This is a genomic window from Virgibacillus siamensis, assembly GCF_039522605.1.
Classification (GTDB): Bacteria; Bacillota; Bacilli; order Bacillales; family Amphibacillaceae; genus Lentibacillus; species Lentibacillus siamensis.
The window spans coordinates 168265-189306 of sequence record NZ_BAAADS010000006.1 but is presented as its reverse complement, the minus strand read 5'-3'; the positions used below and the strand labels follow the sequence as shown (position 1 = coordinate 189306).

The 21042-nt window shown below is 41.5% G+C and carries 24 protein-coding genes; 3 read left to right on the top strand and 21 right to left on the bottom strand.

The window, feature by feature from the left end; all coding sequences use genetic code 11:
* Positions 1–17: 17 nt before the first annotated feature.
* The 3 genes from ABD010_RS05175 to ABD010_RS05165 all read right to left on the bottom strand — a co-directional run bounded on the left by ABD010_RS05175 (position 18) and on the right by ABD010_RS05165 (position 3026).
* Positions 18–1307, bottom strand: a complete 1290-nt coding sequence (locus ABD010_RS05175; protein ID WP_343810876.1) for an MFS transporter — start codon at positions 1305–1307, stop codon at positions 18–20.
* A 186-nt stretch (positions 1308–1493) separates the two neighbouring features.
* The gene (locus ABD010_RS05170) at positions 1494–1727 is read right to left on the bottom strand and encodes an IDEAL domain-containing protein (RefSeq protein WP_343810874.1); all 234 of its coding nucleotides are present in this window, start codon (positions 1725–1727) and stop codon (positions 1494–1496) included.
* Between the two features lie 78 nt (positions 1728–1805).
* The gene (locus tag ABD010_RS05165) at positions 1806–3026 is read right to left on the bottom strand and encodes an MFS transporter (protein WP_343810872.1); all 1221 of its coding nucleotides are present in this window, start codon (positions 3024–3026) and stop codon (positions 1806–1808) included.
* Positions 3027–3431: 405 nt separating this feature from the next.
* Between ABD010_RS05165 and ABD010_RS05160 the strand changes: the two genes are divergently transcribed.
* Positions 3432–4298 (top strand): cation diffusion facilitator family transporter, encoded by an 867-nt coding sequence (locus ABD010_RS05160; RefSeq protein ID WP_343810870.1) that lies wholly within the window; start codon positions 3432–3434, stop codon positions 4296–4298.
* A gap of 162 nt (positions 4299–4460) precedes the next feature.
* On the opposite strand, the gene ABD010_RS05155 is transcribed toward ABD010_RS05160, so the two are convergent.
* Genes ABD010_RS05155 through ABD010_RS05145 form a run of 3 tightly spaced genes read right to left on the bottom strand, consistent with a single transcriptional unit; the run spans position 4461 to position 6039 of the window.
* The gene (locus ABD010_RS05155) at positions 4461–4991 is read right to left on the bottom strand and encodes a GNAT family N-acetyltransferase (protein WP_343810868.1); all 531 of its coding nucleotides are present in this window, start codon (positions 4989–4991) and stop codon (positions 4461–4463) included.
* Positions 4992–5023: 32 nt separating this feature from the next.
* On the bottom strand, positions 5024–5317 hold the full coding sequence (locus tag ABD010_RS05150) for an AzlD domain-containing protein (RefSeq protein ID WP_343810867.1): 294 nt from the start codon (positions 5315–5317) through the stop codon (positions 5024–5026).
* Positions 5314–6039, bottom strand: coding sequence for an AzlC family ABC transporter permease (locus tag ABD010_RS05145; RefSeq protein ID WP_343810866.1), 726 nt, complete (start codon positions 6037–6039; stop codon positions 5314–5316). The genes ABD010_RS05150 and ABD010_RS05145 overlap by 4 nt, the downstream gene beginning before the upstream one ends.
* Positions 6040–6484: 445 nt before the next feature.
* On the opposite strand from ABD010_RS05145, the gene nhaC reads away from it, so the two are divergent.
* The gene (gene nhaC, locus ABD010_RS05140) at positions 6485–7846 is read left to right on the top strand and encodes a Na+/H+ antiporter NhaC (protein ID WP_343810864.1); all 1362 of its coding nucleotides are present in this window, start codon (positions 6485–6487) and stop codon (positions 7844–7846) included.
* A 131-nt stretch (positions 7847–7977) separates the two neighbouring features.
* Here the strand turns inward: nhaC and map are convergent, their stop codons facing one another.
* The 10 genes from map to ABD010_RS05090 form a co-directional block, all read right to left on the bottom strand.
* A complete protein-coding gene (gene map / locus ABD010_RS05135) occupies positions 7978–8730 on the bottom strand; it encodes a type I methionyl aminopeptidase (protein ID WP_343810862.1) in 753 nt (250 codons plus the stop codon).
* Positions 8731–8905: 175 nt separating this feature from the next.
* The gene (locus ABD010_RS05130; protein ID WP_343810860.1) at positions 8906–9022 is read right to left on the bottom strand and encodes a YjcZ family sporulation protein; all 117 of its coding nucleotides are present in this window, start codon (positions 9020–9022) and stop codon (positions 8906–8908) included.
* An 83-nt stretch (positions 9023–9105) separates the two neighbouring features.
* Complete coding sequence (locus ABD010_RS05125; RefSeq protein ID WP_343810858.1) at positions 9106–9864, bottom strand: (S)-benzoin forming benzil reductase; 759 nt, start codon at positions 9862–9864, stop codon at positions 9106–9108.
* Positions 9865–9935: 71 nt separating this feature from the next.
* A complete protein-coding gene (locus ABD010_RS05120) occupies positions 9936–10718 on the bottom strand; it encodes a C39 family peptidase (protein WP_343810856.1) in 783 nt (260 codons plus the stop codon).
* Positions 10719–10745: 27 nt separating this feature from the next.
* Positions 10746–12116, bottom strand: a complete 1371-nt coding sequence (locus ABD010_RS05115; protein WP_343810855.1) for a dipeptidase — start codon at positions 12114–12116, stop codon at positions 10746–10748.
* A 151-nt stretch (positions 12117–12267) separates the two neighbouring features.
* Positions 12268–13401: a bifunctional cystathionine gamma-lyase/homocysteine desulfhydrase gene (locus ABD010_RS05110; RefSeq protein ID WP_343810853.1), complete on the bottom strand. Its 1134-nt coding sequence runs from the start codon at positions 13399–13401 to the stop codon at positions 12268–12270.
* Between the two features lie 12 nt (positions 13402–13413).
* Positions 13414–14334, bottom strand: coding sequence for a PLP-dependent cysteine synthase family protein (locus tag ABD010_RS05105; RefSeq protein ID WP_343810851.1), 921 nt, complete (start codon positions 14332–14334; stop codon positions 13414–13416).
* Between the two features lie 12 nt (positions 14335–14346).
* Positions 14347–14814: an S-ribosylhomocysteine lyase gene (locus tag ABD010_RS05100; RefSeq protein ID WP_343810849.1), complete on the bottom strand. Its 468-nt coding sequence runs from the start codon at positions 14812–14814 to the stop codon at positions 14347–14349.
* Between the two features lie 14 nt (positions 14815–14828).
* Positions 14829–15488 carry a class I SAM-dependent DNA methyltransferase gene (locus ABD010_RS05095; RefSeq protein ID WP_343810847.1) on the bottom strand — a complete coding sequence of 220 codons (660 nt, stop codon included), beginning with the start codon at positions 15486–15488 and terminating at the stop codon, positions 14829–14831.
* 421 nt (positions 15489–15909) lie between these two features.
* Entirely contained in the window at positions 15910–16632 is a 723-nt protein-coding gene (locus tag ABD010_RS05090; protein WP_343810844.1) for a YhcN/YlaJ family sporulation lipoprotein, read from the bottom strand.
* Between the two features lie 157 nt (positions 16633–16789).
* Between ABD010_RS05090 and ABD010_RS05085 the strand changes: the two genes are divergently transcribed.
* Positions 16790–17026 carry a YhdB family protein gene (locus tag ABD010_RS05085; RefSeq protein WP_343810842.1) on the top strand — a complete coding sequence of 79 codons (237 nt, stop codon included), beginning with the start codon at positions 16790–16792 and terminating at the stop codon, positions 17024–17026.
* Positions 17027–17365: 339 nt separating this feature from the next.
* Here the strand turns inward: ABD010_RS05085 and ABD010_RS05080 are convergent, their stop codons facing one another.
* The 5 genes from ABD010_RS05080 to ABD010_RS05060 all read right to left on the bottom strand — a co-directional run.
* Complete coding sequence (locus ABD010_RS05080) at positions 17366–18604, bottom strand: anti-sigma-I factor RsgI family protein (RefSeq protein ID WP_343810840.1); 1239 nt, start codon at positions 18602–18604, stop codon at positions 17366–17368.
* Positions 18604–19329: an RNA polymerase sigma factor SigI gene (gene sigI, locus ABD010_RS05075; RefSeq protein ID WP_343810838.1), complete on the bottom strand. Its 726-nt coding sequence runs from the start codon at positions 19327–19329 to the stop codon at positions 18604–18606. The genes ABD010_RS05080 and sigI overlap by 1 nt, the downstream gene beginning before the upstream one ends.
* A complete protein-coding gene (locus ABD010_RS05070; RefSeq protein WP_343810837.1) occupies positions 19304–19438 on the bottom strand; it encodes a hypothetical protein in 135 nt (44 codons plus the stop codon). Before ABD010_RS05070 ends, sigI begins: the two co-directional genes overlap by 26 nt.
* A gap of 231 nt (positions 19439–19669) precedes the next feature.
* Positions 19670–20389, bottom strand: a complete 720-nt coding sequence (locus ABD010_RS05065; protein ID WP_343810836.1) for a PRC-barrel domain-containing protein — start codon at positions 20387–20389, stop codon at positions 19670–19672.
* A gap of 44 nt (positions 20390–20433) precedes the next feature.
* The coding region (locus tag ABD010_RS05060) for a S1C family serine protease (protein ID WP_343810834.1) at positions 20434–21042 on the bottom strand (609 nt) is incomplete at its 5' end.

Sequence of the window (21042 nt, the reverse complement as noted above, 5' to 3'; positions counted from 1 at the left end):
CCTGACTTTAATAGATCCTATTCGGGTTTTACATCGACTTTGCCTGTTTCCGCTCGGGCTTCCTTCATGCCCTGCTCAATATTAACGAAACGCAGCAAAATGATTCCGCCGATAAAAAAGACAACAAGCGAGAAAATGCCCAGTCTGCTTGATCCGGTCAACTGTCCGACAAGCGCAAACAAAAATGGTCCGAATATTGCGGCAAACTTTGAGGAAATTCCGTAAAAGCCATAAAATTCGGCATGCTTATTATCTGGTACCATTCGGCCGAAAATGGATCTGCTTAGGGACTGCGCACCGCCCTGGACCAAGCCGACACATATCGCCAGCATGTAGAAATGCAACGCGGAAGACATGAAGTATCCAAGTATTACAATAAACAAATAGGCGTACAAGGTAATATAAAGCGCCCTCTTTGGTGTGATTTTTTTGGCCAGCCATCCAAAAAAAATCGTACATGGAATACCGACAAATTGTGTAATCAGCAATGCTGCAATTAAGGCATTTTGGCCAATCCCGATATCGCGCCCGTAGATTGTTGCCATCTTAATAATAGTTGAAATGCCGTCATTATACATCCAGAAAGCAATCAAAAATATTAATAAATGCTTATAGTTTTTAATATCCTTAAATGTGGTAGTAACCCTGCTAAGTCCAATCGCCGCGTAGGATTTTTCCCGTTTTTCGACTGTCTTTTTCTCCTCATGAACATTTTTAAGAAGCGGAAGAGAAAAGATAAACCACCATACACCAACTGAAGCAAATGAAATTTGACTTGCTACAGTAGCATTGGGCATCCCGAACGTTTCGTATTTTAAAATCATCATCAGATTGATTGCCAACAGCACACCACCGCCAATATAGCCGAATGCGAACCCATTCGACGACACTTTATCAATTTCATCTTCTTCGGCTATTTCGGGCAAAAAAGCATCGTAAAATATATTGGCGCTTGAAAAACCGATTGTTCCGACGATGAGAAGGATAGATGCAAATATGTACTCTCCTTCATTTACAAATGCCAGCAGTATACTTGCAATAATCCCCATAAAGGCAAAAAATCGAAGGAACTTTTTCTTCGCCGCTGAAAAGTCACTGATTGCACCTAAAAACGGTGCCATAACAGCCACAATTAACACAGCAATTGATTGTGAGTACCCCCAATAGCTGGTTGCCAATGATTCTTCCAAGCCTGCTGCAGCAACATCATAATAAAAAATCGGCAGTACCGCTGCCATAATCGTCGTTGAAAAGGCTGAATTTCCGAAATCATACATCATCCAGCTTACTTTTGTCTTTTTCGTCATCAGTGTAAGAATCCCCCCTTACGAATAAGCATAACAGATATTTTGCTGAACCTGATTTATTTTCTGTTAAAAAATCTTCGCATTCACCAAGCTTTATAGTGAATGCCTTAGTCGCACTTATGCAGTAAGAAAATTTTATATTTAACTGCTAAAAAAGCCCCACCTGTCCAAGGTGAGGCTGATAACCTATTCCCAAATAAAATGTCTGTATTTTTCACTTAAACCCATAAATGCTTCTTTGTTCCCGGCATCAATGGACGAATTGATTGCTTTTTCCAATCTTTCCTTATTCCAATTGAAACAAAGTTCATCCAATAATAATCGCGAGGAAAGTTTCAGTTCAAATGGAATTTCTTTTTTGGCGTGGAGTTCTCCCCCCTGATATGGCAAAAAACGATAGACAACTTTTTGTTTTTTCATGGAACATGCCCCCTTGTTCCTTTTTTCTATTATCCTAAATCTTTAGAAAAATTGCAAGCAGAAAAACTGCTTATTAAACTAACTTGATTCAGGTTTGATGCCACGGTAAGCGAGAAAACCTGCCCCAAGCGCAAATATAGTCAACAAACTGACCATCCAGATAATATTTTCTTTCATCATTAATGCGATAACCGGAGGACCGGATGCGACTCCAATAAAACGCATAGCACTGTAGATAGAGGTAATCACACCCCGTACGTTTTTTTCCATGCTTTCTGTAATAAGAGCGTCCAGACATGGCAGTCCCATACCGATTCCTGTTCCGCAAACCAAGAAAATGCTTAATAAATATACCGGGTGATCCATGAATGGGATAACAGCAACAGAACAGCCGGACAGAATAATGCCAATAAAGGTAATCCATTTCATTTTAACGAGATTATCCTTAATTTTCCGGCCGGTAATAAAAGATGCAATGGACAAAGCCAGTAATGGAACGGCAAGCAGCAACCCTTTCCAAATCCCTTTGTAATCATATTTCTCTTCCAGAATACTGGATAAATAAAAAAGAAAACCAAATAAAATAAACATCAGAATTGCACCAATAAAAAAAACCGCACATAACCATTTCCCGTGTTCCTTAAATGCATCTTTGGCCAACTGGCAATAATCACGGAAGTTGGTATGTTCTTCATTATTATTTTTATTCTTCACTAAAAATCCTACAAGCAGAACCGAAATCACACAAAAAACAGGAATCGAAAAGAATGGCAAAAACCATATGACAGCAGCCAAAGCTGCACCCAATATCGGACTTAGCACTTTACCTACCGTATTGGAAGTTTCAATTATACCTAACGTAGCACTGGCTTCTTTGTCATCACGAAAAATGTCACCAACCAATGGCAATACAATCGGTGAAGCCCCAGATGCTCCAATCCCCTGTAATATCCTTCCAACCAAAATCCAAATAAATGGATCGCTCAAACTGTACGATGCCCAGCCTGCCACAAGCCCGCCTGCTCCGGTAATAATAAGTGAGGGGATAATTACCTTTTTCCGCCCAAAGCGGTCAGACAAAAAACCTGCCAGTGGAATAAAGAAAATAGCCACGATTGAATATACCGTAATAATATAACTTGACTCAAGTTTAGATATATCCAGTTCCTTTTCCATCACAGGCAAGATAGGGATCAGCATGGAATTTCCCAATGTCATAATTAATGGAATGGATGACAGTGAAATAATTGCCAAGCGTTTCTCGTGTGAATCTTGTTTCTTTTCACTCTGCTTTATCATTAAAAGACCCATCCTTCATTAGAAAACTTGGCTTATCACAAAGCCTGGTTATTTTTGCAGGAAGAAGCATGTATACCTTTCTTCACTTCTTAGAAAACTTGGTTGTCACCAAGCCTTTGGGTGACAGCCATAGTTGCACTTATGCAGTAAGAAAGTTTTATCTTTCTTATCTGCCAAAAAAATAGCTGCTGGGATTTACTATTCACTACCTGTGATTATTTATTCTCATTGTTATCGCTTTTATTTTATTGCACTAGGGAAATCTAATTTAATGAGTACAAAATACTTTCATACTTGCTTAACTGTTTCTCTGGACTTACCAGCAACCCCTCTGATAGACTGTTAAAGCTGAAATCATCACACCCAAAAAGTTTGCAAATGGAAAGAAATTGGAGGCTCCTGAACATGGATCATGCAGATAATTTAAAACGCGGAGAGAAAGGTGCATGGGTCAGTATTTTTGCATATATCATTCTTTCAATGGCCAAGTTAATGGTGGCATTCATCGGCAGCTCTGCAGCATTACGAGCTGATGGGTTAAACAATTTGACGGACGTTGTCGCTTCAATAGCTGTTCTGATTGGATTGAAAATATCCCGAAAGCCGCCTGATGAAGACCACCATTATGGACACTACCGAGCTGAAACAATTGCCTCCCTGTTCGCAGCATTTATCATGACCATGGTAGGATTTCAGGTCATTATTGACACTTTCAGCAAAATTATGACGCAGGAAATGACTGATCCAGATTTGATGACAGCCTGGACCGCACTCGGCGGTGCAATTATCATGTATTTTGTCTACCGTTATAATAAATCATTAGCAGCATCAGTTGGCAGCAGTTCACTGTATGCAGCTGCCCAGGATAACCGTTCAGATGCGTTGGTAAGTATTGGGGCATTTATTGGGATAATAGGCGCACAGTTCGGTTTATTCTGGCTGGACCCGCTTGCAGGTCTCATCGTCGGAATCGTAATTTGCAAAACGGCGTGGGATATTTTTGTCGATTCCACCCATACCTTGACAGATGGATTTGATAAAAAGCAGATCAGCCGCATCACCGGAAGCATTGCCAAAGTAAAAGGTGTGAAACAAGTGGTTGATGTTAAGGGAAGGATTCATGGCAATCAGGAATTTATAGATGTTACCATTCTGGTCAATCCCGAACTGAATGTCCGGGAAAGCCATGCAATAACGGAACAAATTGAATCGTTATTACGAAAAAAATACAATATTACGTATGCGCAGATTCATATTGAACCGTATGAATAAAAAATTACGTTCAGATAAAAATCGGTACTGTTCTATTATAACCGCCGTACTTTAGAGGAAACCTGGCGTACCAAAATTATATCGTACTTCGTTTTTGAGCAGATGTCGCACTTATACTGTAAGTTTTACTGAAAAAGCCTATATATAAAAACGCTGCCTTTCTCAAGGCAGCGTTTTTAATAGCTGATCAATATTTTCCCAACCGTACGCTGTTTCCTGGTATGTTCCTTCACCAATTGTTGTAACCTCTTCCCCAACAGGCCGGGCATTATACCGCTCATAAAACCGGCTGGACGGATTCTGTTTCAAAATCCAAACCAAAAGAGATTGGTACCCCAGGTTTTTCATTCCTTCGCTAAAAACATTCAGCAGCCTGGAACCAAGACCTTTTTTTTGAAATTCATCCAATAAATATATCGTGTAAATCTCACCGTCGTAGTTGAATTTTTTTGTGCGTTCCGGACCGCCGGATATGAAACCGACAATTCTTTCTTCATTATGTATGACAAATGTGAGCTGTTCTCTTTTCTGCATCCGCAGCACTGTTTCCCATAGTGCCCGGCGGTTTTCATATGTCATATTCGATAAATCTTTTTCTTCCAACAAATCCGTGTACGTGCTCTTCCAGCTGTTAACATGAATATCCGCAATCGCAGTTGCATCTTCATAACAAGCTTTTCGAATCGCAAACATTTTCGTACCCCCTGAAAAATCAATCTCTCTGTTTACATACTGAAAAGAAAAACGGTAATAATTGCTCCTACAACCGCTAACACCACGTTTAATCCCAGGTATGCCAGTACAGCTGCTACCAACCCGCCAAGCAGACCAATAGACGGCTGATCCGGCTTGACACTTAGAATGCCAGGAAAAATCAATGCTCCCAACGCTGCAAATGGAATAGCATTGAGCCAGCGGTTTACCCAATCATGAAACTGCAGTTTATCTACAATAAATGCGGGAATTACTCTCGGTATCATTGTTACGAGCGCCATTCCGACAATAATCACAAATATCATGATTGTTCCTCCTTCAACAGAAAAACACCACTAAAACCGCCCAATACCGTACCGAATACAATTGCCCATCCACTGCTCATAAATTGACTGCATATCGCATTGATCAACATTGCAATCACTGCAATCAACCCGATTCGCAACTCTTTTTTCACAGATGGTACCAGAAGTCCGATGAACATGGCATACAATGCGATTCCCATACTTTGACTAAGTTGCCTAGGAATGACTTCTCCCAGTACCCCACCCAGAAATGATCCGAAAATCCAGGAGAAATAAGCCGTTAAAATAAGCGCTGTGTAAAATAGCGGGCCTTTTTCCATCCTGGCTTCTTTCGGGTGCAGGGAAGATACCGCAAACGTCTCATCTGTTAACCCCAATGATAAAGGAAGTTTCCATTTTAGTCCAATATCCCTTAGACGGTTCATAAACGACAGACTCATCACAAAGTGACGGAAATTAAGGACAAAAGTTGCGACAATAATTTCAACTGCACCAGCACCGACAGCAATCATATTTGCTCCCATGAACTGACTCGCTCCGGCAAACACAAGTACACTCATCAGTGTCAACTCAGTCAATGACATTCCTGCCTGTTTGGCTAGAACCCCATATGTAATCGCTATCGGCAAATAACCAAGCATAATGGGAAATCCGACCGCGATTCCTTTTCGGATCATATGTATAGAAGGCGATATATTTTTCTCTGCCGCATTCAATGTCATTTATACGTCACCTCTATATTTAAAATTTAAATTATTATAACTTATAAAAGCATTTTTACAAAACGTTTGATTCTATAAAAATATTGACAAAAGTATAAGGCACCATGTATAGTCAAAATTAATATTTTGAACTGAATATCCTGTCCGGGAATGCGAAGTAGAAATATTTCCTGCAGCATAAAGAGACAGAGTGGCGTGGTGTGAACTCTGGCGGGTCTGTTTTGAATTACACATTCGGTTTATCGGATTGCTTATGAGGCGGATGAGCCTGCAGATTTTACAATATGCTCATCAATCAGGGTGGTAACGCGGAGTAAAAGCTTCGTCCCTATTCAGGGATGAGGCTTTTTTTAGCAGCAAAAGTATAAAGACTTTGTTACCGCATAAGTGCAACTTTGGTAGCAACCAGGTTTTCTAATTTTTACACAACAGGAGGGGATCAACCATGTTTCCAATCAATCCAAAACACAATCCATCATTAGTAGAATCTGTAATATTCTTCATAATTACGATTGGCCTTATCAGTTATTTTATAATCAGTCTGGGAACGTCTCCTCATATCCCCATTCTAATCGCGATATTTCTGCTGGTGCTGTACGGTCTGTTGAAGGGAATCTCATTTAAAGACCTGGAAGAAGGCATGACAGCAGGGGCAAAATCAGGGATGGGCGCAATATTTTTGTTTTTGCTTATTGGCGTATTGATTAGCAGCTGGATGATTAGCGGCACCATTCCGGCACTGATTAACACCGGATTTTCCCTTATTGGCGGTACGTGGTTTTATGCGGTTGTTTTTGCAGTAACGGCACTGGCAGGTGTATCGCTTGGCAGTTCGTTAACTACTACAGCTACAATCGGTGTAGCGTTTATCGGGATGGCCGGTGCCATGGATGCATCAATGGCGATTTCAGCCGGGGCAATAGTTTCTGGAGCCTTCTTCGGGGATAAAATGTCGCCCCTGTCAGATACGACCAATCTGGCGTCAACGATTGTTCAAGTTGATTTATTCGACCATATTAAACATATGAGCCTGACCACTATTCCGGCTTTTATTATTTCTTTGACTTTGTTTGGGATTTTATCGCCTGATGAAGCAGCATCGATCCAGAACCTTGCATCCTATAAATCCGCTTTGGCAGAAACCGGATTGATTCACTGGACATCCTGGATTCCGCTCATCATTCTAGTAGCTATTACATTTTTTAAAATACCAGCCTTTATCTCTCTGGCAATCAGCAGTTTAGCCGCTACACTTTTGGCAGGTGCAACAAGCGGGCTTACATGGACTGACATCTGGACCACCTGGTTTAACGGGTACACTGCAGCTACAAATTTTGAGCCAGTCAACAGTTTGCTGACCAGAGGTGGTATCAACAGCATGTTGTTTACCGTTTCATTGGTTATTTTAGCATTGGGATTTGGCGGCTTGCTGTTTGTTACTGGGATTATCCCTACGTTGCTGTCCTCCTTTAAGGACAAACTGAAAAGCGTTCGGTCAATCATCATCTCTACTGCTGCGACAGCTATCGGAGTGAATGTTTTCATTGGTGAGCAGTACCTTTCCATCATGTTGACTGGTGAAACATATAAAGGGCTCTATAAAAATACTGAATTACCGAATAAGGTACTTTCCAGAACACTTGAGGATGCAGGTACTGTCATTAATCCGCTTGTCCCCTGGAGCGTGTGCGGGGTATTTATTGCCGATGTTCTCGGTGTTCCAGTCCTCACTTATTTGCCATTTGCTTTTTTCTGTCTGCTGAGTCCAATCATAACGATTATTTTTGGCGGGAAAGCATTGCGGTAGAGGATGTTAAACATCCCCTCAGACGTGAGGGGATGTTTAATACAGAGACTTCATTTAGTTCGAGTGCGGAACTACCCCAAAATTCGTATATGGAGTTTGCACGATATAATCGATTCTTAGTTTGACAGAAATCACTTATCCTGATCTGTCGTCAGTAACGGACCATCTTTCGTAATTACAACGGTATGTTCATATTGCGCTGAACGGCCTTGATCCACCGTGCGCGCCGTCCAATTGTTGGAATCCATTTTACTTTGCCAGGTTCCTTCATTGATCATTGGCTCAATGGTAATAACCATTCCCTCTTTAAGCCTGGCACCCTTATTAGGCAATCCAAAATGCGGAATGTGCGGATCCTCATGAATAGTTGGTCCGATGCCATGCCCTGTGAAGTCCCGAACGACAGAGAACCCTTCCCCTTCAGCATACGTTTGAATGGCGTGTCCAATGTCACCGATTCTGCTTCCTGGCTGGCACTGTTCGATCCCTTTATCAAGTGAAATTTTTGATACTTCCAGAAGTTTTTTCGCCTTTTCATCAATATTTCCAACCGGATATGTCCAAGCTGAGTCAGCCAATCCACCATTCAGATTTACCACCATATCAATCGTGACGATATCACCATCCTGCAGCTTTTCTTCGCGTGGAAAACCATGACAGATTTCATCATTGACTGATGCACAAATCGCATATGGATAGCCACTGAAACCTTTTTGTTCCGGCGTCGCTCCGTGCTCAGCCAAGTATTTCTCAACAAATGAATCAATTTCCATCGTTGTGATACCGGGTTTTATCATTTTGGCAATTTCTTTATGGCATTTTACAAGCAAATCGCCCGCAGCCTGCATTTTTTCAATTTCCCGCTTACTTTTACGTGTTATCATTAACTAACTTCCTTTCAACAAAGCTTACAAATAGTCTCACCATAAAGTGTACCATAAATCCAGGACAAAATGAGAGTCAGTGTATTTGGAAATCCGTGCTGAACTGTTTGTCCACCTTCCTTCACTGCCAAAATAAAACATGCAGGAAGGTTCTGCCTCCCTGCATGTTTTAAAATTAATAGCCGCCGTAACCGTAACCGCCGCCCATATAAGCGGTACCAACAATTATAAGCAAAATAAACAATACGACAATCAGCGCAAAGCCTGAATTGTTTCCATATCCTTCACTCATAGTTACCCTCCTACATTTTCAGGATCAGTATAAACTATGCACCTGACCATATAGTTGGGAGGGCGAATGTCTATATTACCGGCTTAATAATAATCTTTTACATGATAAATTTTACCATTCTCAATACTTGCTTCATCGGTTAAAATGTCTACTAGCACACTGCCAACAGCATCAGTATCCTTCAGAAGATTTTTATTTTTATAGTCCTTAAATGTATCGACTTCAATAAATTCATCTTTGTTGCTGGCACGGATTTTTTCCTGCATTTGCGTATCCATTATTCCCGGACTGAAGGCAATCACTTTACTCTCCGATTTCAATTCTTCCTGCTCAAGCGCGACCGTCTTCGTATACATATTTATACTTGCCTTCGAACTGCAATAGGCACTCCAGCCATAAACCGGTCGTTCAGCGGCACCGGAAGTGATGGTTACGCCAATGAATGGAACCTCTTCCTCCGATACTTTTTTCAAAAATAAATTCGTCATAACCATTGGTGCAAGTGAATTTACCTGCATATGATAAGCAAGATCACGATTATCAAGGTTCATGGATTTGTCCACCGGGTCAAGCACTGCCGCATTATTGACAAGATAAACGGACGATGGTTCTTCCCGGAAAATCAGACCGCTTACCTCATTAACTGTCTTCTCAATCTCATCAACATCACCTAAATCGCATGAAAAGTGCTGAAATGATACATGGTTTTGCTGTGCAGCCTCTTTTAGAAAATTATTTTTGCTCCGGGAAATACCAATAACATTAACCCCGGATTCCATCAATATTTTAGCAATGGATTCCCCTAACCCTTTAGATACTCCGGTAACCACGCCATATCTCATTTTTTTATTACCCCTTTTCTGCAAATCATCCATATCTATTATTACCCGGGAACATAACAAAGGAAACGAGGTTAATTTGTTATGGTAACAGCCTGGCTCCCCATCTGCTTCCACGCCGCTATAAAATTTTCCTTTGACAACCGCTGATTTTTATATCCATATGGATTGTTAATATAAACATACTTTTCATCGACCCCCGTTACAACAACACTGTGAACACTGAAGGTTACTTGTATTTTTCCGGAAGGTGTATTCCACGTTTTAAAATTATTGACTGGAACACTATTTGTAGTGGTAATCACCCAGACAGGCATACCATTGGAAACATGTTGGAATAGCGTTTCAGCAGATTTACCTGTCAGATCAACAGCTTGCTTGCCTGCATAATCTGCAGCCAAATTATGAATTGGGCCATGATAAACTGTCAATCCCGGACCATCCTCCATATCCCCGACAAACCCCTTGTTCGGATTTCCTTTCAACCCATTTTCATAGGTTAATGGTACCCTGGGAATTTTATCCGCCAATTCTGATTTGGTAACCTCATAGCCATGATATTTTAACAGCATTGCCAGACTGGAAACTTCACATCCATTATAAATCTGCGGCGATGCCATCTGATTGACGAGCGGAACATCCAGAACCGTCTTTTTCACAGCTTTTTTACCCGCTGACGTTTGAGAATCCTCTTCACTGACCTCTGTTGTCTTTTTGAACTGCAGCATTTCTTTTTCCTTAAAATTTGACTCCCGGTCAGTGTTGGCACTGGCCGGTAAACTGGATTGACTGCATCCCAAAAGCAGCAGCAGAATGCCGCCCGTAAACATCACTGCTGCCATTTTTGTCTTACTCATGTTTCTCCTCCCTGTGTAAAAACCCTTTTATTTCTCATTTATTCCATTCCAGTAATGGACAAGCGTCTCCATTCCTTTATCGAAACTGTCTAATGGAAAGCTTTCGTTTGGTGAATGCAGACGGTCATCCGGTGTGCCAAACCCAAGTAGCACGATAGGCATTTGATAAATATCTTCAATCCATTCGACTACCGGGATGGATCCACCCATGCGTACATAGACAGTTTCTTTTCCAAATGCTTTCGTATAGCTTTCTGCCGCTTTTTTAATCAGTGGATGATCCGGTTCCACTTTGTACGCTTTGGCTGACAGCTTCTCTTTTTTTACATTAACCGTTACACCCGATGGCGCAACATCCTTTATATGTTTTTCCAATAGCTGCTGGATATGCTCGGGATCCTGCCCCGGCACAAGCCGGCATGTGATTTTGGCAGTTGCCGTTGACGGGATGATGGTTTTCGTACCTTCACCCTGATAGCCGCCATACATACCATTTATTTCAAATGTCGGCCTGCCCATCGTATGTTCTTTTGCTGAGTATCCTTTTTCTGAAACAGTTTCCGGAACTCCTGTTGACTTATGGTAATCTTCTCCTTTCACTTGTTTGATTAATTCACGTTCATGGTCTGTCAATGGTTCAACACCATCGTAAAAGCCATCCACGGTGACAACCTCATCTTCATTTTTCATCGATGCCAGGATATGCGTCAGAGCTATGACCGGGTTCCGGACTGCTCCGCCATACATACCTGAATGCAAATCATTATCTGGCCCGGTTACATTGATTTCGATACCGGTAAACCCTTTCAATCCATACAGAAGGGTCGGCTGGTTCTCGGCAACCATTCCGGAATCGGAAATCACCGCAAAATCTGCTGCGAACTGTTCCTTTTTTTTCTGAAGAATGTCGTACAGGTTTTCACTGCCGATTTCTTCTTCCCCTTCGATACATACTTTTACATTAAGCGGCAATTTTCCATCCGTTTTCATAAATGCTTCAAATACCGCAAGATGCATAAACACCTGACCTTTGTCATCACTTGAACCGCGTGCATACAGGCGTCCATCCCGAAATTCCGGCTGAAATGGATCACTTTTCCACTGATCAATCGGATCCACCGGCTGCACATCGTAATGTCCGTAAAATAATACGGTTGGGGAATCCGGTCCAGCCTGATTATATTCGGCATATACAAGTGGATGTCCGCCCGTGTCCTGCCGCTCCACGTTATCAAAGCCAATGTCACTTAAATAGGTTTCCAAAAAACCCGCTGCCTTGCTTATATCTTCTTTATGTATGCTATCTGTGCTGACACTTGGAATTGACAAAAATGTATTCAATTTATTTAACAGCTGTTCACGATTTTCGGTCAAATACTGTAATGTTTTTTCGCTCATTGACAAAATCCCTCCACATTCTTTTCTCCATTTTAGCATACCATATTGCGACGATTTAAGTGGTATGCAATTTAACAATAACCACAATAAAAAATCACACTACACGAAAAGACAGCCCCGTTATGAGACTGTCTTCCACAACAATATATTTTTATTTCAATGCCTGTTCCAAATCCTCGATTAAATCATCTGCATCTTCAATTCCGACAGATACGCGAATCAGCCCGTCTGTAATACCAAGTTCGGCCCGCCTGTCAGCCGGAATCGAGGCATGGGTCATTTTAGCCGGCACAGATATCAGGCTTTCGACGGCACCAAGGCTTTCTGCAAGTGTGTAATATTGAACACGGCTCAGTACCTTTTCCGCTTCTTCACCACTGCCTACATCAAATGAAACCATGCCGCCAAAACCGGTTGCCTGTTGTTTTGCCGTTTCATGTCCGGCGTGGGATTCCAGTCCCGGATAATAAATATTGGTTACTTTTTCATGTTTCTGCAAAAATTCAACCAGTTTGGCCGTATTATGCTCAATGGCTTCCATCCTTAGCGCAAGTGTTTTAATGCCGCGCATCAGCAGCCAGGAATCCTGGGGTCCCAGAACACCACCCGCTGAATTTTGGATAAAATGAAGGTCACCACTAAGTTTGTCGGAATTGACAGCGGCAAGTCCTGCAACAACGTCACTGTGGCCACCGATGTATTTTGTAGCGCTGTGTAGAACGATATCTGCTCCCAAATCAAGCGGCTGCTGCCAATATGGTGTTGCAAATGTATTATCAACAATCAGCAAAAGATTATGCTTTTTAGCAATTTCCGCCATTTTATTAAGGTCGGTAATTTTCAGCAGCGGATTTGTCGGTGTTTCAATATACAGTGCTTTCGTATTTTCGTTAATGGCTGCTTCCACTTCTTTCGGTTTGCTTGTATCCGTATACGTATGGTTCAGATTAAAGCGGTCAAGCACGTTGGTCACAAGCCGGTACGTTCCACCGTAAACATCATCAGTCATGACAACATGATCCCCCGAGTTAAACAGCATCATAATCGATGTGATCGCTGCCATACCTGATCCGAATGCAAATCCGCTGTTACCATTTTCGAGTTCGGCAATTACCGATTCCAGTGCTTCCCGTGTTGGATTTCCGGTTCTGGAATATTCATATCCGCGATGTTTCCCGACCGCATCCTGTTTGTACGTGCTCACCTGATAAATAGGGACTGAGACGGCACCTGTCCGTTCATCGCCGGTTACTCCGCCATGAATCATTTTTGTTTTTGAACGCATTTTTCCAACTCCTTAATCATTCAGGTAGATATCTTTACTTAAATAACGATCACTGCCATCGGGGAAAATAACCGTAATATTTGTTCCCGGCTTGGCATTCCGAGCTTCCTTCAGTGCTGCGGCCATAGCAGCACCCGAAGAACTTCCAACCATCAATCCCTCTTTGGCAGCTAGTTGACGGACCATGTGAAATGCATCATCATCCGATACCGTATAAATTTGATTAATCAGTGAACGGTCAAAAAATTCCGGGAAAAATTCCATGCCAATTCCTTCTGTTTTATGTGAGCCTAGTTCACCACCGCCAATAATCGACCCCTCTGGTTCAACAATCACATTCTTTACAGCGGGGTTCTTTTCCCTTAAAAATGCAGCTGCTCCCATAAATGTGCCGCTTGATCCTGCACCGGCAATAAATACATCCAGCTCACCCTGCAAGTCCTTCCACAGTTCCGGTCCAAGCGTCTTATAATAAGTTCTGGGGTTAGCGGGATTACCAAACTGCTTTGGTGAGTAGCTGTTGGGAATCTCTTTTAAAAGCTGTTCGGTTTTATCAATCGCCCCCTGCATCCCATCTGAGCTTGGTGTATGCACAATTTTTGCGCCAAGTGCCTTCATCAGCTGTTGTTTTTCAACACTGAATTGTTCCGGGACACAAAAGATAATTGATAAGTCCTTATTCATTGCGGCCAATGCCAGCCCGATTCCAGTATTGCCAGCAGTGGGCTCAATGATCGTACCGCCTGCTTGTAACCGGTCGCTTTCCAGCGCGTCATTGATTAATGAAACACCCAACCGGTCCTTTATACTGCCACCCGGATTATAAAATTCCAATTTCGCATACAAATGGACCCCCTCTGGAAGGGGGAACTGAGCAAGCTCTACCAATGGTGTATCACCAATCAGATGTTGAACGGACTTATATTTCACCATGACAATTGCCTCTTACTCAGCAAAAACCTGATGCCACTCATCACGTTTTTCCAGCATTTCCCGAGCAATGTTTTGCGCGCCGTCAAGGCTGTGATTTGCAGCCCATCCACACTGAACCTCGTTGCATGCTGGAACTTCGGTTGCCTCCAATACATCATGAAGCGTTTTATCCAGTGCATGAAGAACCTGATCATAATTATCGTTGTTCAAAATGGACAGGTAGAAACCTGTTTGGCAGCCCATCGGCCCGATATCAAGCACATTGTCCATATGATTCCGGATGTTTTCTGCCATTAGATGCTCAATCGAATGGAGACCGGACATATCCATATGTGCCTTATTTGGCTGCTTAAAACGGATGTCATATTTGTATACCTTATCACCGTTTGATCCTGACGTAACACCGACAAGCCGTACATATGGGGCTTCTACTTTTGTATGATCAAGGTTGAAGCTTTCCACATTCATTTTTTGTGCCATGTTTATTCACTCCTTTAGTTGGTTATGGCTGAATCAGATCTGCGCACTGCTGTAATCAGCCAGACAAAATCGTTCATTTGTTCAAACGTAACATGAAACCCTGCACTTGTAAAAATACGCTGCATCTCTGGGATAGTCGTATAATACTCCCGTTGCAGATCTTCCGCAAGGTCTGAAAAGCCTTGTTTTTCAGCCTGTTTTATCATGTTCAGTTTATGCTGGTCTGTTTCAAACATCGTATCAGCAAATACAATTTTTCTCATCGACGGATGGAATTGCGTGTATTGTGTCAGAGCCCTTTCCTTTTCTACATCTGTTAAATGATGAAACGCGTACGTACTGACAATGGTGTGAACAGAAAAATCATTTTGCGGGTACTCCAGGAAATCCCCTTCGTACAAAGATAATTCAGGGAATTTCGCCAATGCTTTTTCACGCATCACTTTTGAAGGCTCAACCCCCGTAACATCATATCCGGAAGCAAGCAATTTTCCGGTTAAATTTCCTGTCCCAACACCAAACTCAAGTACATTGCCAAAAGAACCCATACTGACCTGATGCAAAATTTCATCATAATTTTCAAATACTGCCTTATATTGGGGATCCACACCAGCGACACTTTTATCATAGGACTCTGCCCATTCATCAAACAAGCCTAAAAATTCACGACCCATTTATAGTTCAACTCCGTTTTTATTAATTCATAGTATTTTACTATGTTTAGTATGGATTATATGTATAAGAATAGCACAAGTTGCAGACATAATCAAAAGGAATAATTGCAAACTGCTGCAGCGGAGTGCACAAATAAAAAATATCCCCGGACAGGAACAAAAGCGGAAGCGCCCGTTTAGCGACGTACAAACTGGAGCACTCCGCAATGAGATAAAGGAAACACGGTGAGCTGAAAGCGAACCGATGTTGACTTATCGTAGTGAGGAAGTGTGAAGTTTGCTAGTCGCTGGGCGCTGGAGCTGGACGTGGCTGATTAGGAGCAAGTGCATTATCCACATCTACAAAATTTTATAATTTCCTAGACAGCAAAAAAACCGGATGCCAGCCATTAGCCGGCATCCGGTTCATAATTTCGGATCATTATTCTTTGTTTTGCGGGAAAACGCGCTCAATCATATTGCCAAGCTGATCAAACATTCCTTCAACAGGATCTCCATCGCCTGCATCATCGGCATAATTGTTCGCCAGGTCAAAGAAATCAGGGTTGGTTGAAACGTAAACATTGTCAATGTCGCCATCGACTGATTTTACAATCTTGGAGATACGATTTTTCACATCATCTGTCAGCGCATCGTCATTAGTAGCGCCATTGTTATTGTCGTTGCCATTCATGTTGGTGTCGTTGCCATTGTTATTGATGTTGTTGTTTTTGGTGGGATTGTCGGCATCGTTTCCAATATCGCCAATGTTGTTATCATCATTGTCTCTATTGTTATTGACATCACCAAGATTATTTCCATCACCATTATTATTGTTATCGCCATCTGTATCCAGTTCAGCGGCAACGTATGCATTGTTATCGGTTTTCAATACGTAGGCACCATCGATTTCAGCAATTTGATTTGTTATTTTGTCTGCTGCCTTTTCAGCCACTTCATATTTACCGTCATTATTGTTGTTATCCCGATTTCCATTGCCATTGTTATTCGTATCGTCACCATTGAATCCGGTGTTTTCAACATTGGTATCTCCGTTATTCTTGTCCTGACCATCCTGATTACCATTTCCATTGCCATCATTGTTTCCGCAAGCTGCAAGCAAAAGCATTAATACTGCAGCCAAACTCAAAATTTTCCACTTCATTGGATTTCCTCCTTACTGTTTTGCCAATTAGTATGTAACAGGAAGAAATTTTTATGCGTCATACAAAAATTGGAAAGTACACCATTTTGTTTTTAGCATTATCAGACTGAATCGGGAAGACTAATGAATAACCCTTTATGTAAAAGGAGGGTATAAATTGGATATACCGGATTACGACAAAGCCTTATTTTACACACTGTGGGGACAATGGGATGATTTGCTCGTTCTGATGGTCCGCACAGAAGATGACATGCTTTCTAAAAAAATTCAGCACTTTCTGCACGCATTTCACTATTCACCCGACCAGGCAAAAATTATGGAATCACATGACAGCCTGCTTTATTATATCGACCATGCGATGAAGCATATTCCGGCAGCCGTGATGGAAGTTTAAAACGAACTACAGCTGACTGACACAGTGAACATGCATTCGAAGTGTTTGCTAACTATTTAATTCGTGCGATTGGCCAGCTATTCAGCTTTTGTTCAGCTTGCATTTGTGTTTACGAAAAAAAATCACTAAAAATGCACCGGGTTCCGGTGCATTTTTCCAATTGACTCTTACATAACCATTATTGCTATCCAACAATTAACAGGGCTGCGACTTTGTTAGATGCCGTCGGAATATACTTACTTCACCTTTACAGCATAAAACTGGGGTAAGTACCGGGACCTTTTCAGCTCATACCTCGCCCGGATTCTGCATATTTCAACGAGAAAACACCCTTCCGATTTAATGATTATGTTTCTGTTTATGGCCTTTGCCAGGGTGATTTTTGTGATGCCCTTTCGCTTTGCCGGGATGATCTTTATGATGTCCTTTGGCTTTACCCGGATTACCTTTATGGTGGCCTTTGGCTTTACCAGGTATGTTTTCGGAATGTCCCTTTGCCTTACCACGGTTCTCTTTGAAATGTACCTGTGCCTTCCCTGCTTTTCCTTTATGATGACCGTTCACCTTGCCTCGTTTTTCATGGGAATGACCTTTCGCTTTACCGGGGTTGTCTTTATGGTGTCCTCTTGCCTTGCCCCGATTTTCCTGATGTTGTTCGTTAGCTTTACTGGATTCACCGGCGTTATTTTCTGGGTTTCTGGAATTTCCATTCTCGTTCCAGTTTATGTTATTGGTTTCTTTTGCTGGTTTATTTTGAGCAGATTCCGACTCATTATCCGAGCTGTTTTTATCAGACTGCTTTGTAACACTTTTCGAATCATCGTTATCCACAGTCGTAGTAGTTGAATGGGAGTCATTGTTATAAAAAGAATTAATAATAGCTTTTTCTTCCTCATTCATCCATGACGATTGATTGCTCGTGTAGTCTGAATCATTCATTTTTGAAACCATCACTTCACCCATGGAAAGTTTTTTTTCATCGGCAATTTTATGGATTTCTTTTGGTACCATAAAGGTTGCGACCTGCCAATCCTCTCCATTTTCAATGAAATAACTATCAACCGCATCCAGCACGGATAACTCATGTTTATCTAAGGCATAGCTGACACCAAGAAGCATACTTTTTCCATTTTCAGTGAGTCCTGAATCTTCACTTTTTTGCATAATTAATGCAAGAATTTTTTCAAGCTGCTTCCCTTTATACTCCGGCAGTTCCTTTACTATTTTCTTTCCGTCTTCATTGACAGCAGTCATCGAGCGAACCTGCATTTCTTCATTTATTTCGAGTTCAATGCTTGGATTTATGTCAATGCTCACGTAAGCATATGTTTTATTGACCCCCATTGTAAAATATACAGGCACAAGTAATAAAAGCACTACGCACAACAATGCTACCGGCTTCATTGAAATTTTTCTGTTTTTCATATAAAAATCAAAACGGTTCTTTGCAGGAAGCGGTTCAAATGAAATTTCTGATCCAACAGATACATCCATTGGAGGCGCTTTACAAAACACACCGTCATTTTGCATGACAATCATGTAACGCCGGTGTTTACCCATCACGATTCCTTTTTTCACTAACCCACCCCCTTCAGATACTCTTTAAGGTATAAATAATCCTCACTTAATACAATGAAGATTGCCAGGATAAACTTCCTGTTCCGTTCCAGGGTCTTTTTACTGACGTTTACTTTCGTCTCCAAATCTTTAATCGGAAGTTTCTTTTTTTGTTGAACATAATCCCGTAATAATGGATCATTGTACAACGTTTTCGCCACTAATATAGCCGAATCCCGGGCGTCTCTGTGTTTCGGCGAGATTTCCGTAAGCTCTACCATTGACAGCTTATAGGACCGCAGTTTTTCCTTAAAATCAAGAATTTCTTCCCTGCGGTACCAGGACTCCTGCTCCTTCTGATAAATCTCCTTAACCGCCACGATTTCTGTAGGGTTTTCCATCTGTTCTTCATCGTATGTTTCATCAAGTGATGCAGCAACAGGCGTTTTTTGAACATACCGAATATAATCAATTACCTTCCGTTTCACTACAAGTTTTGAAAAAGACAGAAAAGAACTGCCTTTTTCCGGAGAATATGAAAGAATTGCTTCGTTAAACGCAGCCAGGCCAATACTGAATTCATCATCCTTCTTCGCATCTATATACCGTTTGCATACCTCGGAAACGCACTTGGCAATAAAAGGCTGATATTTCTCCAGCAAATCATTCTGAATTTGTGTATCACCTTGCTGGGCTGAAGCGATCAGCTCGTTTAGGTGCTTATCTTTTGATGACCGTTTCATCATCAGCCTGAACACCCCCAGCCATTATAAAATTCGATTTTTTCGTATCATTTTTGGGTGTAGTTTTCGTATATAAATATTCATTATTGATTGCATAAGATCTATAGTCCATGATGTATTCACCATCTTTATTATTAAAATTCGTTATAATTACCTATTTTTCCAATATGCTAATCTTAACGTACCACTAGGAAGCTTGCCATCTCAGAAAAATTACAGTTTATTTAAGTTATCGTTACTTATTGTTAAACTGCCTCATAATGTGCTGCCGTTCATCCTTCCATAAACAGCTAAAAAATAAAGATGCCCTTTTTAAAAAAGGCATCTTTTCACCAAATTCTATCTACAGGTCCGCCAGTATATCTTCTTTGGCCTGATAACTCCTTTTTTGTTTAATGGAATCCAGTGAACCTCTTACATAAATATCACCTTCAAACCAGTCAACCGATTCTACATCCTCTAGATCCATCACATAATAATTATTCTCATTCGGAAGCCCTTCACTCTCAACAATTAAATAACGCATTTTCCAATAATGGTCGTCGAGTACAAGATCAGCTGCATGCCCGAGTTTTCCGTCATCCGCATGGACCTTGTAATCCATTGTTTCATCTGCACTCCGAAGGTCAAGGTTTGTTTCCTCATTCAAGTTCATTTCCTGCTGTATTTGGTCCTTAGCAAGCGCTTCGTTACGAACATCGTTATACGGGCGAGGCTGTACACCACCTACCAGACTATCCGTCCAATATCTGCCCCAGCCATAGTAGCCGGTTAGTGATTTTTCAACTTCCCTTGTTATTGGCTGCCCTTCTGGAACTTTAGGACTGTTTCGAATCGTTTCTTTATCCTCTTTTGCTTTAACGAACGCTTCTTTACTATCAATGGAATCGAATGAAGCAGGTGATAACAGCACTCTTCTTCCGGGAAGCCATTTCCTGCTGTCAACGACCACATATCGTAATCCCCATTTATCATCATCAAAATACAAATCATGAATCTTTCCCATTTCGCCATCAGTTGCGTAAATGTTATATGTTTTCAGTGTTGATGTTAAATAATGCATCGTAAACGCCTCCTTTAGAGGATAGATACCCCAATTACTAAAATTTAATCACGATGCTCCAGATAATAGGTTACAGGTATAAATAAACCCACCTTGTCAAATTTGTCATGATCCAGTGTGGCGAACACAACCCCAATCACCTTACCATCTTGATTAATGACCGGACTCCCGCTGTTCCCGTTATAGACCGGTGCATCCAGCATGACTACCGGTCGCTCCCAATCGCTGAGTGTTATGGAATTAATAATAGAGCCCTTGTTGGCAATTCCATTAAAACGTAATGGATTTCCAATAAAATAAATCGGTGTATCCGGCTTATAATCAGGATTTTTTGCCAGCTTCAGATACGGGAGATGTTGATCATCTACGTCCAATACAGCAAGATCGACGGATGGATATGTATGTTCAACATCCGCTTTGTACAGCCCCTGATCAGGAAATGCTACCGTGACCTCTTCCTCACCCTCGATCACGTGATGGTTTGTGAGTATCGTTCCATCAGATGAGATTGCGAATCCCGTCCCTTTACTTTTGCCTGCTTCAATAACAACTACCGCTTTTTTGTATGTTTGAATATCATCTTGCACAGACAGTTTTGCCGAGGTTATCAGAAAATCAATCGCCGGAATCGAGAAGGTTTTTGGTATCAGTGC

Excerpts from the sequence above, each read along its gene's own strand:
- ABD010_RS05175 (WP_343810876.1), bottom strand. The coding sequence starts at position 1,307 with ATGACGAAAAAGACAAAAGTAAGCTGGATGATGTATGATTTCGGAAAT.
- ABD010_RS05170 (WP_343810874.1), bottom strand. The coding sequence starts at position 1,727 with ATGAAAAAACAAAAAGTTGTCTATCGTTTTTTGCCATATCAGGGGGGA.
- ABD010_RS05165 (WP_343810872.1), bottom strand. The coding sequence starts at position 3,026 with ATGATAAAGCAGAGTGAAAAGAAACAAGATTCACACGAGAAACGCTTG.
- ABD010_RS05160 (WP_343810870.1), top strand. The coding sequence starts at position 3,432 with ATGGATCATGCAGATAATTTAAAACGCGGAGAGAAAGGTGCATGGGTC.
- ABD010_RS05155 (WP_343810868.1), bottom strand. The coding sequence starts at position 4,991 with ATGTTTGCGATTCGAAAAGCTTGTTATGAAGATGCAACTGCGATTGCG.
- ABD010_RS05150 (WP_343810867.1), bottom strand. The coding sequence starts at position 5,317 with ATGATATTTGTGATTATTGTCGGAATGGCGCTCGTAACAATGATACCG.
- ABD010_RS05145 (WP_343810866.1), bottom strand. The coding sequence starts at position 6,039 with ATGACATTGAATGCGGCAGAGAAAAATATATCGCCTTCTATACATATG.
- nhaC (WP_343810864.1), top strand. The coding sequence starts at position 6,485 with ATGTTTCCAATCAATCCAAAACACAATCCATCATTAGTAGAATCTGTA.
- map (WP_343810862.1), bottom strand. The coding sequence starts at position 8,730 with ATGATAACACGTAAAAGTAAGCGGGAAATTGAAAAAATGCAGGCTGCG.
- ABD010_RS05130 (WP_343810860.1), bottom strand. The coding sequence starts at position 9,022 with ATGAGTGAAGGATATGGAAACAATTCAGGCTTTGCGCTGATTGTCGTA.
- ABD010_RS05125 (WP_343810858.1), bottom strand. The coding sequence starts at position 9,864 with ATGAGATATGGCGTGGTTACCGGAGTATCTAAAGGGTTAGGGGAATCC.
- ABD010_RS05120 (WP_343810856.1), bottom strand. The coding sequence starts at position 10,718 with ATGAGTAAGACAAAAATGGCAGCAGTGATGTTTACGGGCGGCATTCTG.
- ABD010_RS05115 (WP_343810855.1), bottom strand. The coding sequence starts at position 12,116 with ATGAGCGAAAAAACATTACAGTATTTGACCGAAAATCGTGAACAGCTG.
- ABD010_RS05110 (WP_343810853.1), bottom strand. The coding sequence starts at position 13,401 with ATGCGTTCAAAAACAAAAATGATTCATGGCGGAGTAACCGGCGATGAA.
- ABD010_RS05105 (WP_343810851.1), bottom strand. The coding sequence starts at position 14,334 with ATGGTGAAATATAAGTCCGTTCAACATCTGATTGGTGATACACCATTG.
- ABD010_RS05100 (WP_343810849.1), bottom strand. The coding sequence starts at position 14,814 with ATGGCACAAAAAATGAATGTGGAAAGCTTCAACCTTGATCATACAAAA.
- ABD010_RS05095 (WP_343810847.1), bottom strand. The coding sequence starts at position 15,488 with ATGGGTCGTGAATTTTTAGGCTTGTTTGATGAATGGGCAGAGTCCTAT.
- ABD010_RS05090 (WP_343810844.1), bottom strand. The coding sequence starts at position 16,632 with ATGAAGTGGAAAATTTTGAGTTTGGCTGCAGTATTAATGCTTTTGCTT.
- sigI (WP_343810838.1), bottom strand. The coding sequence starts at position 19,329 with ATGATGAAACGGTCATCAAAAGATAAGCACCTAAACGAGCTGATCGCT.
- ABD010_RS05070 (WP_343810837.1), bottom strand. The coding sequence starts at position 19,438 with ATGGACTATAGATCTTATGCAATCAATAATGAATATTTATATACGAAA.
- ABD010_RS05065 (WP_343810836.1), bottom strand. The coding sequence starts at position 20,389 with ATGCATTATTTAACATCAACACTGAAAACATATAACATTTACGCAACT.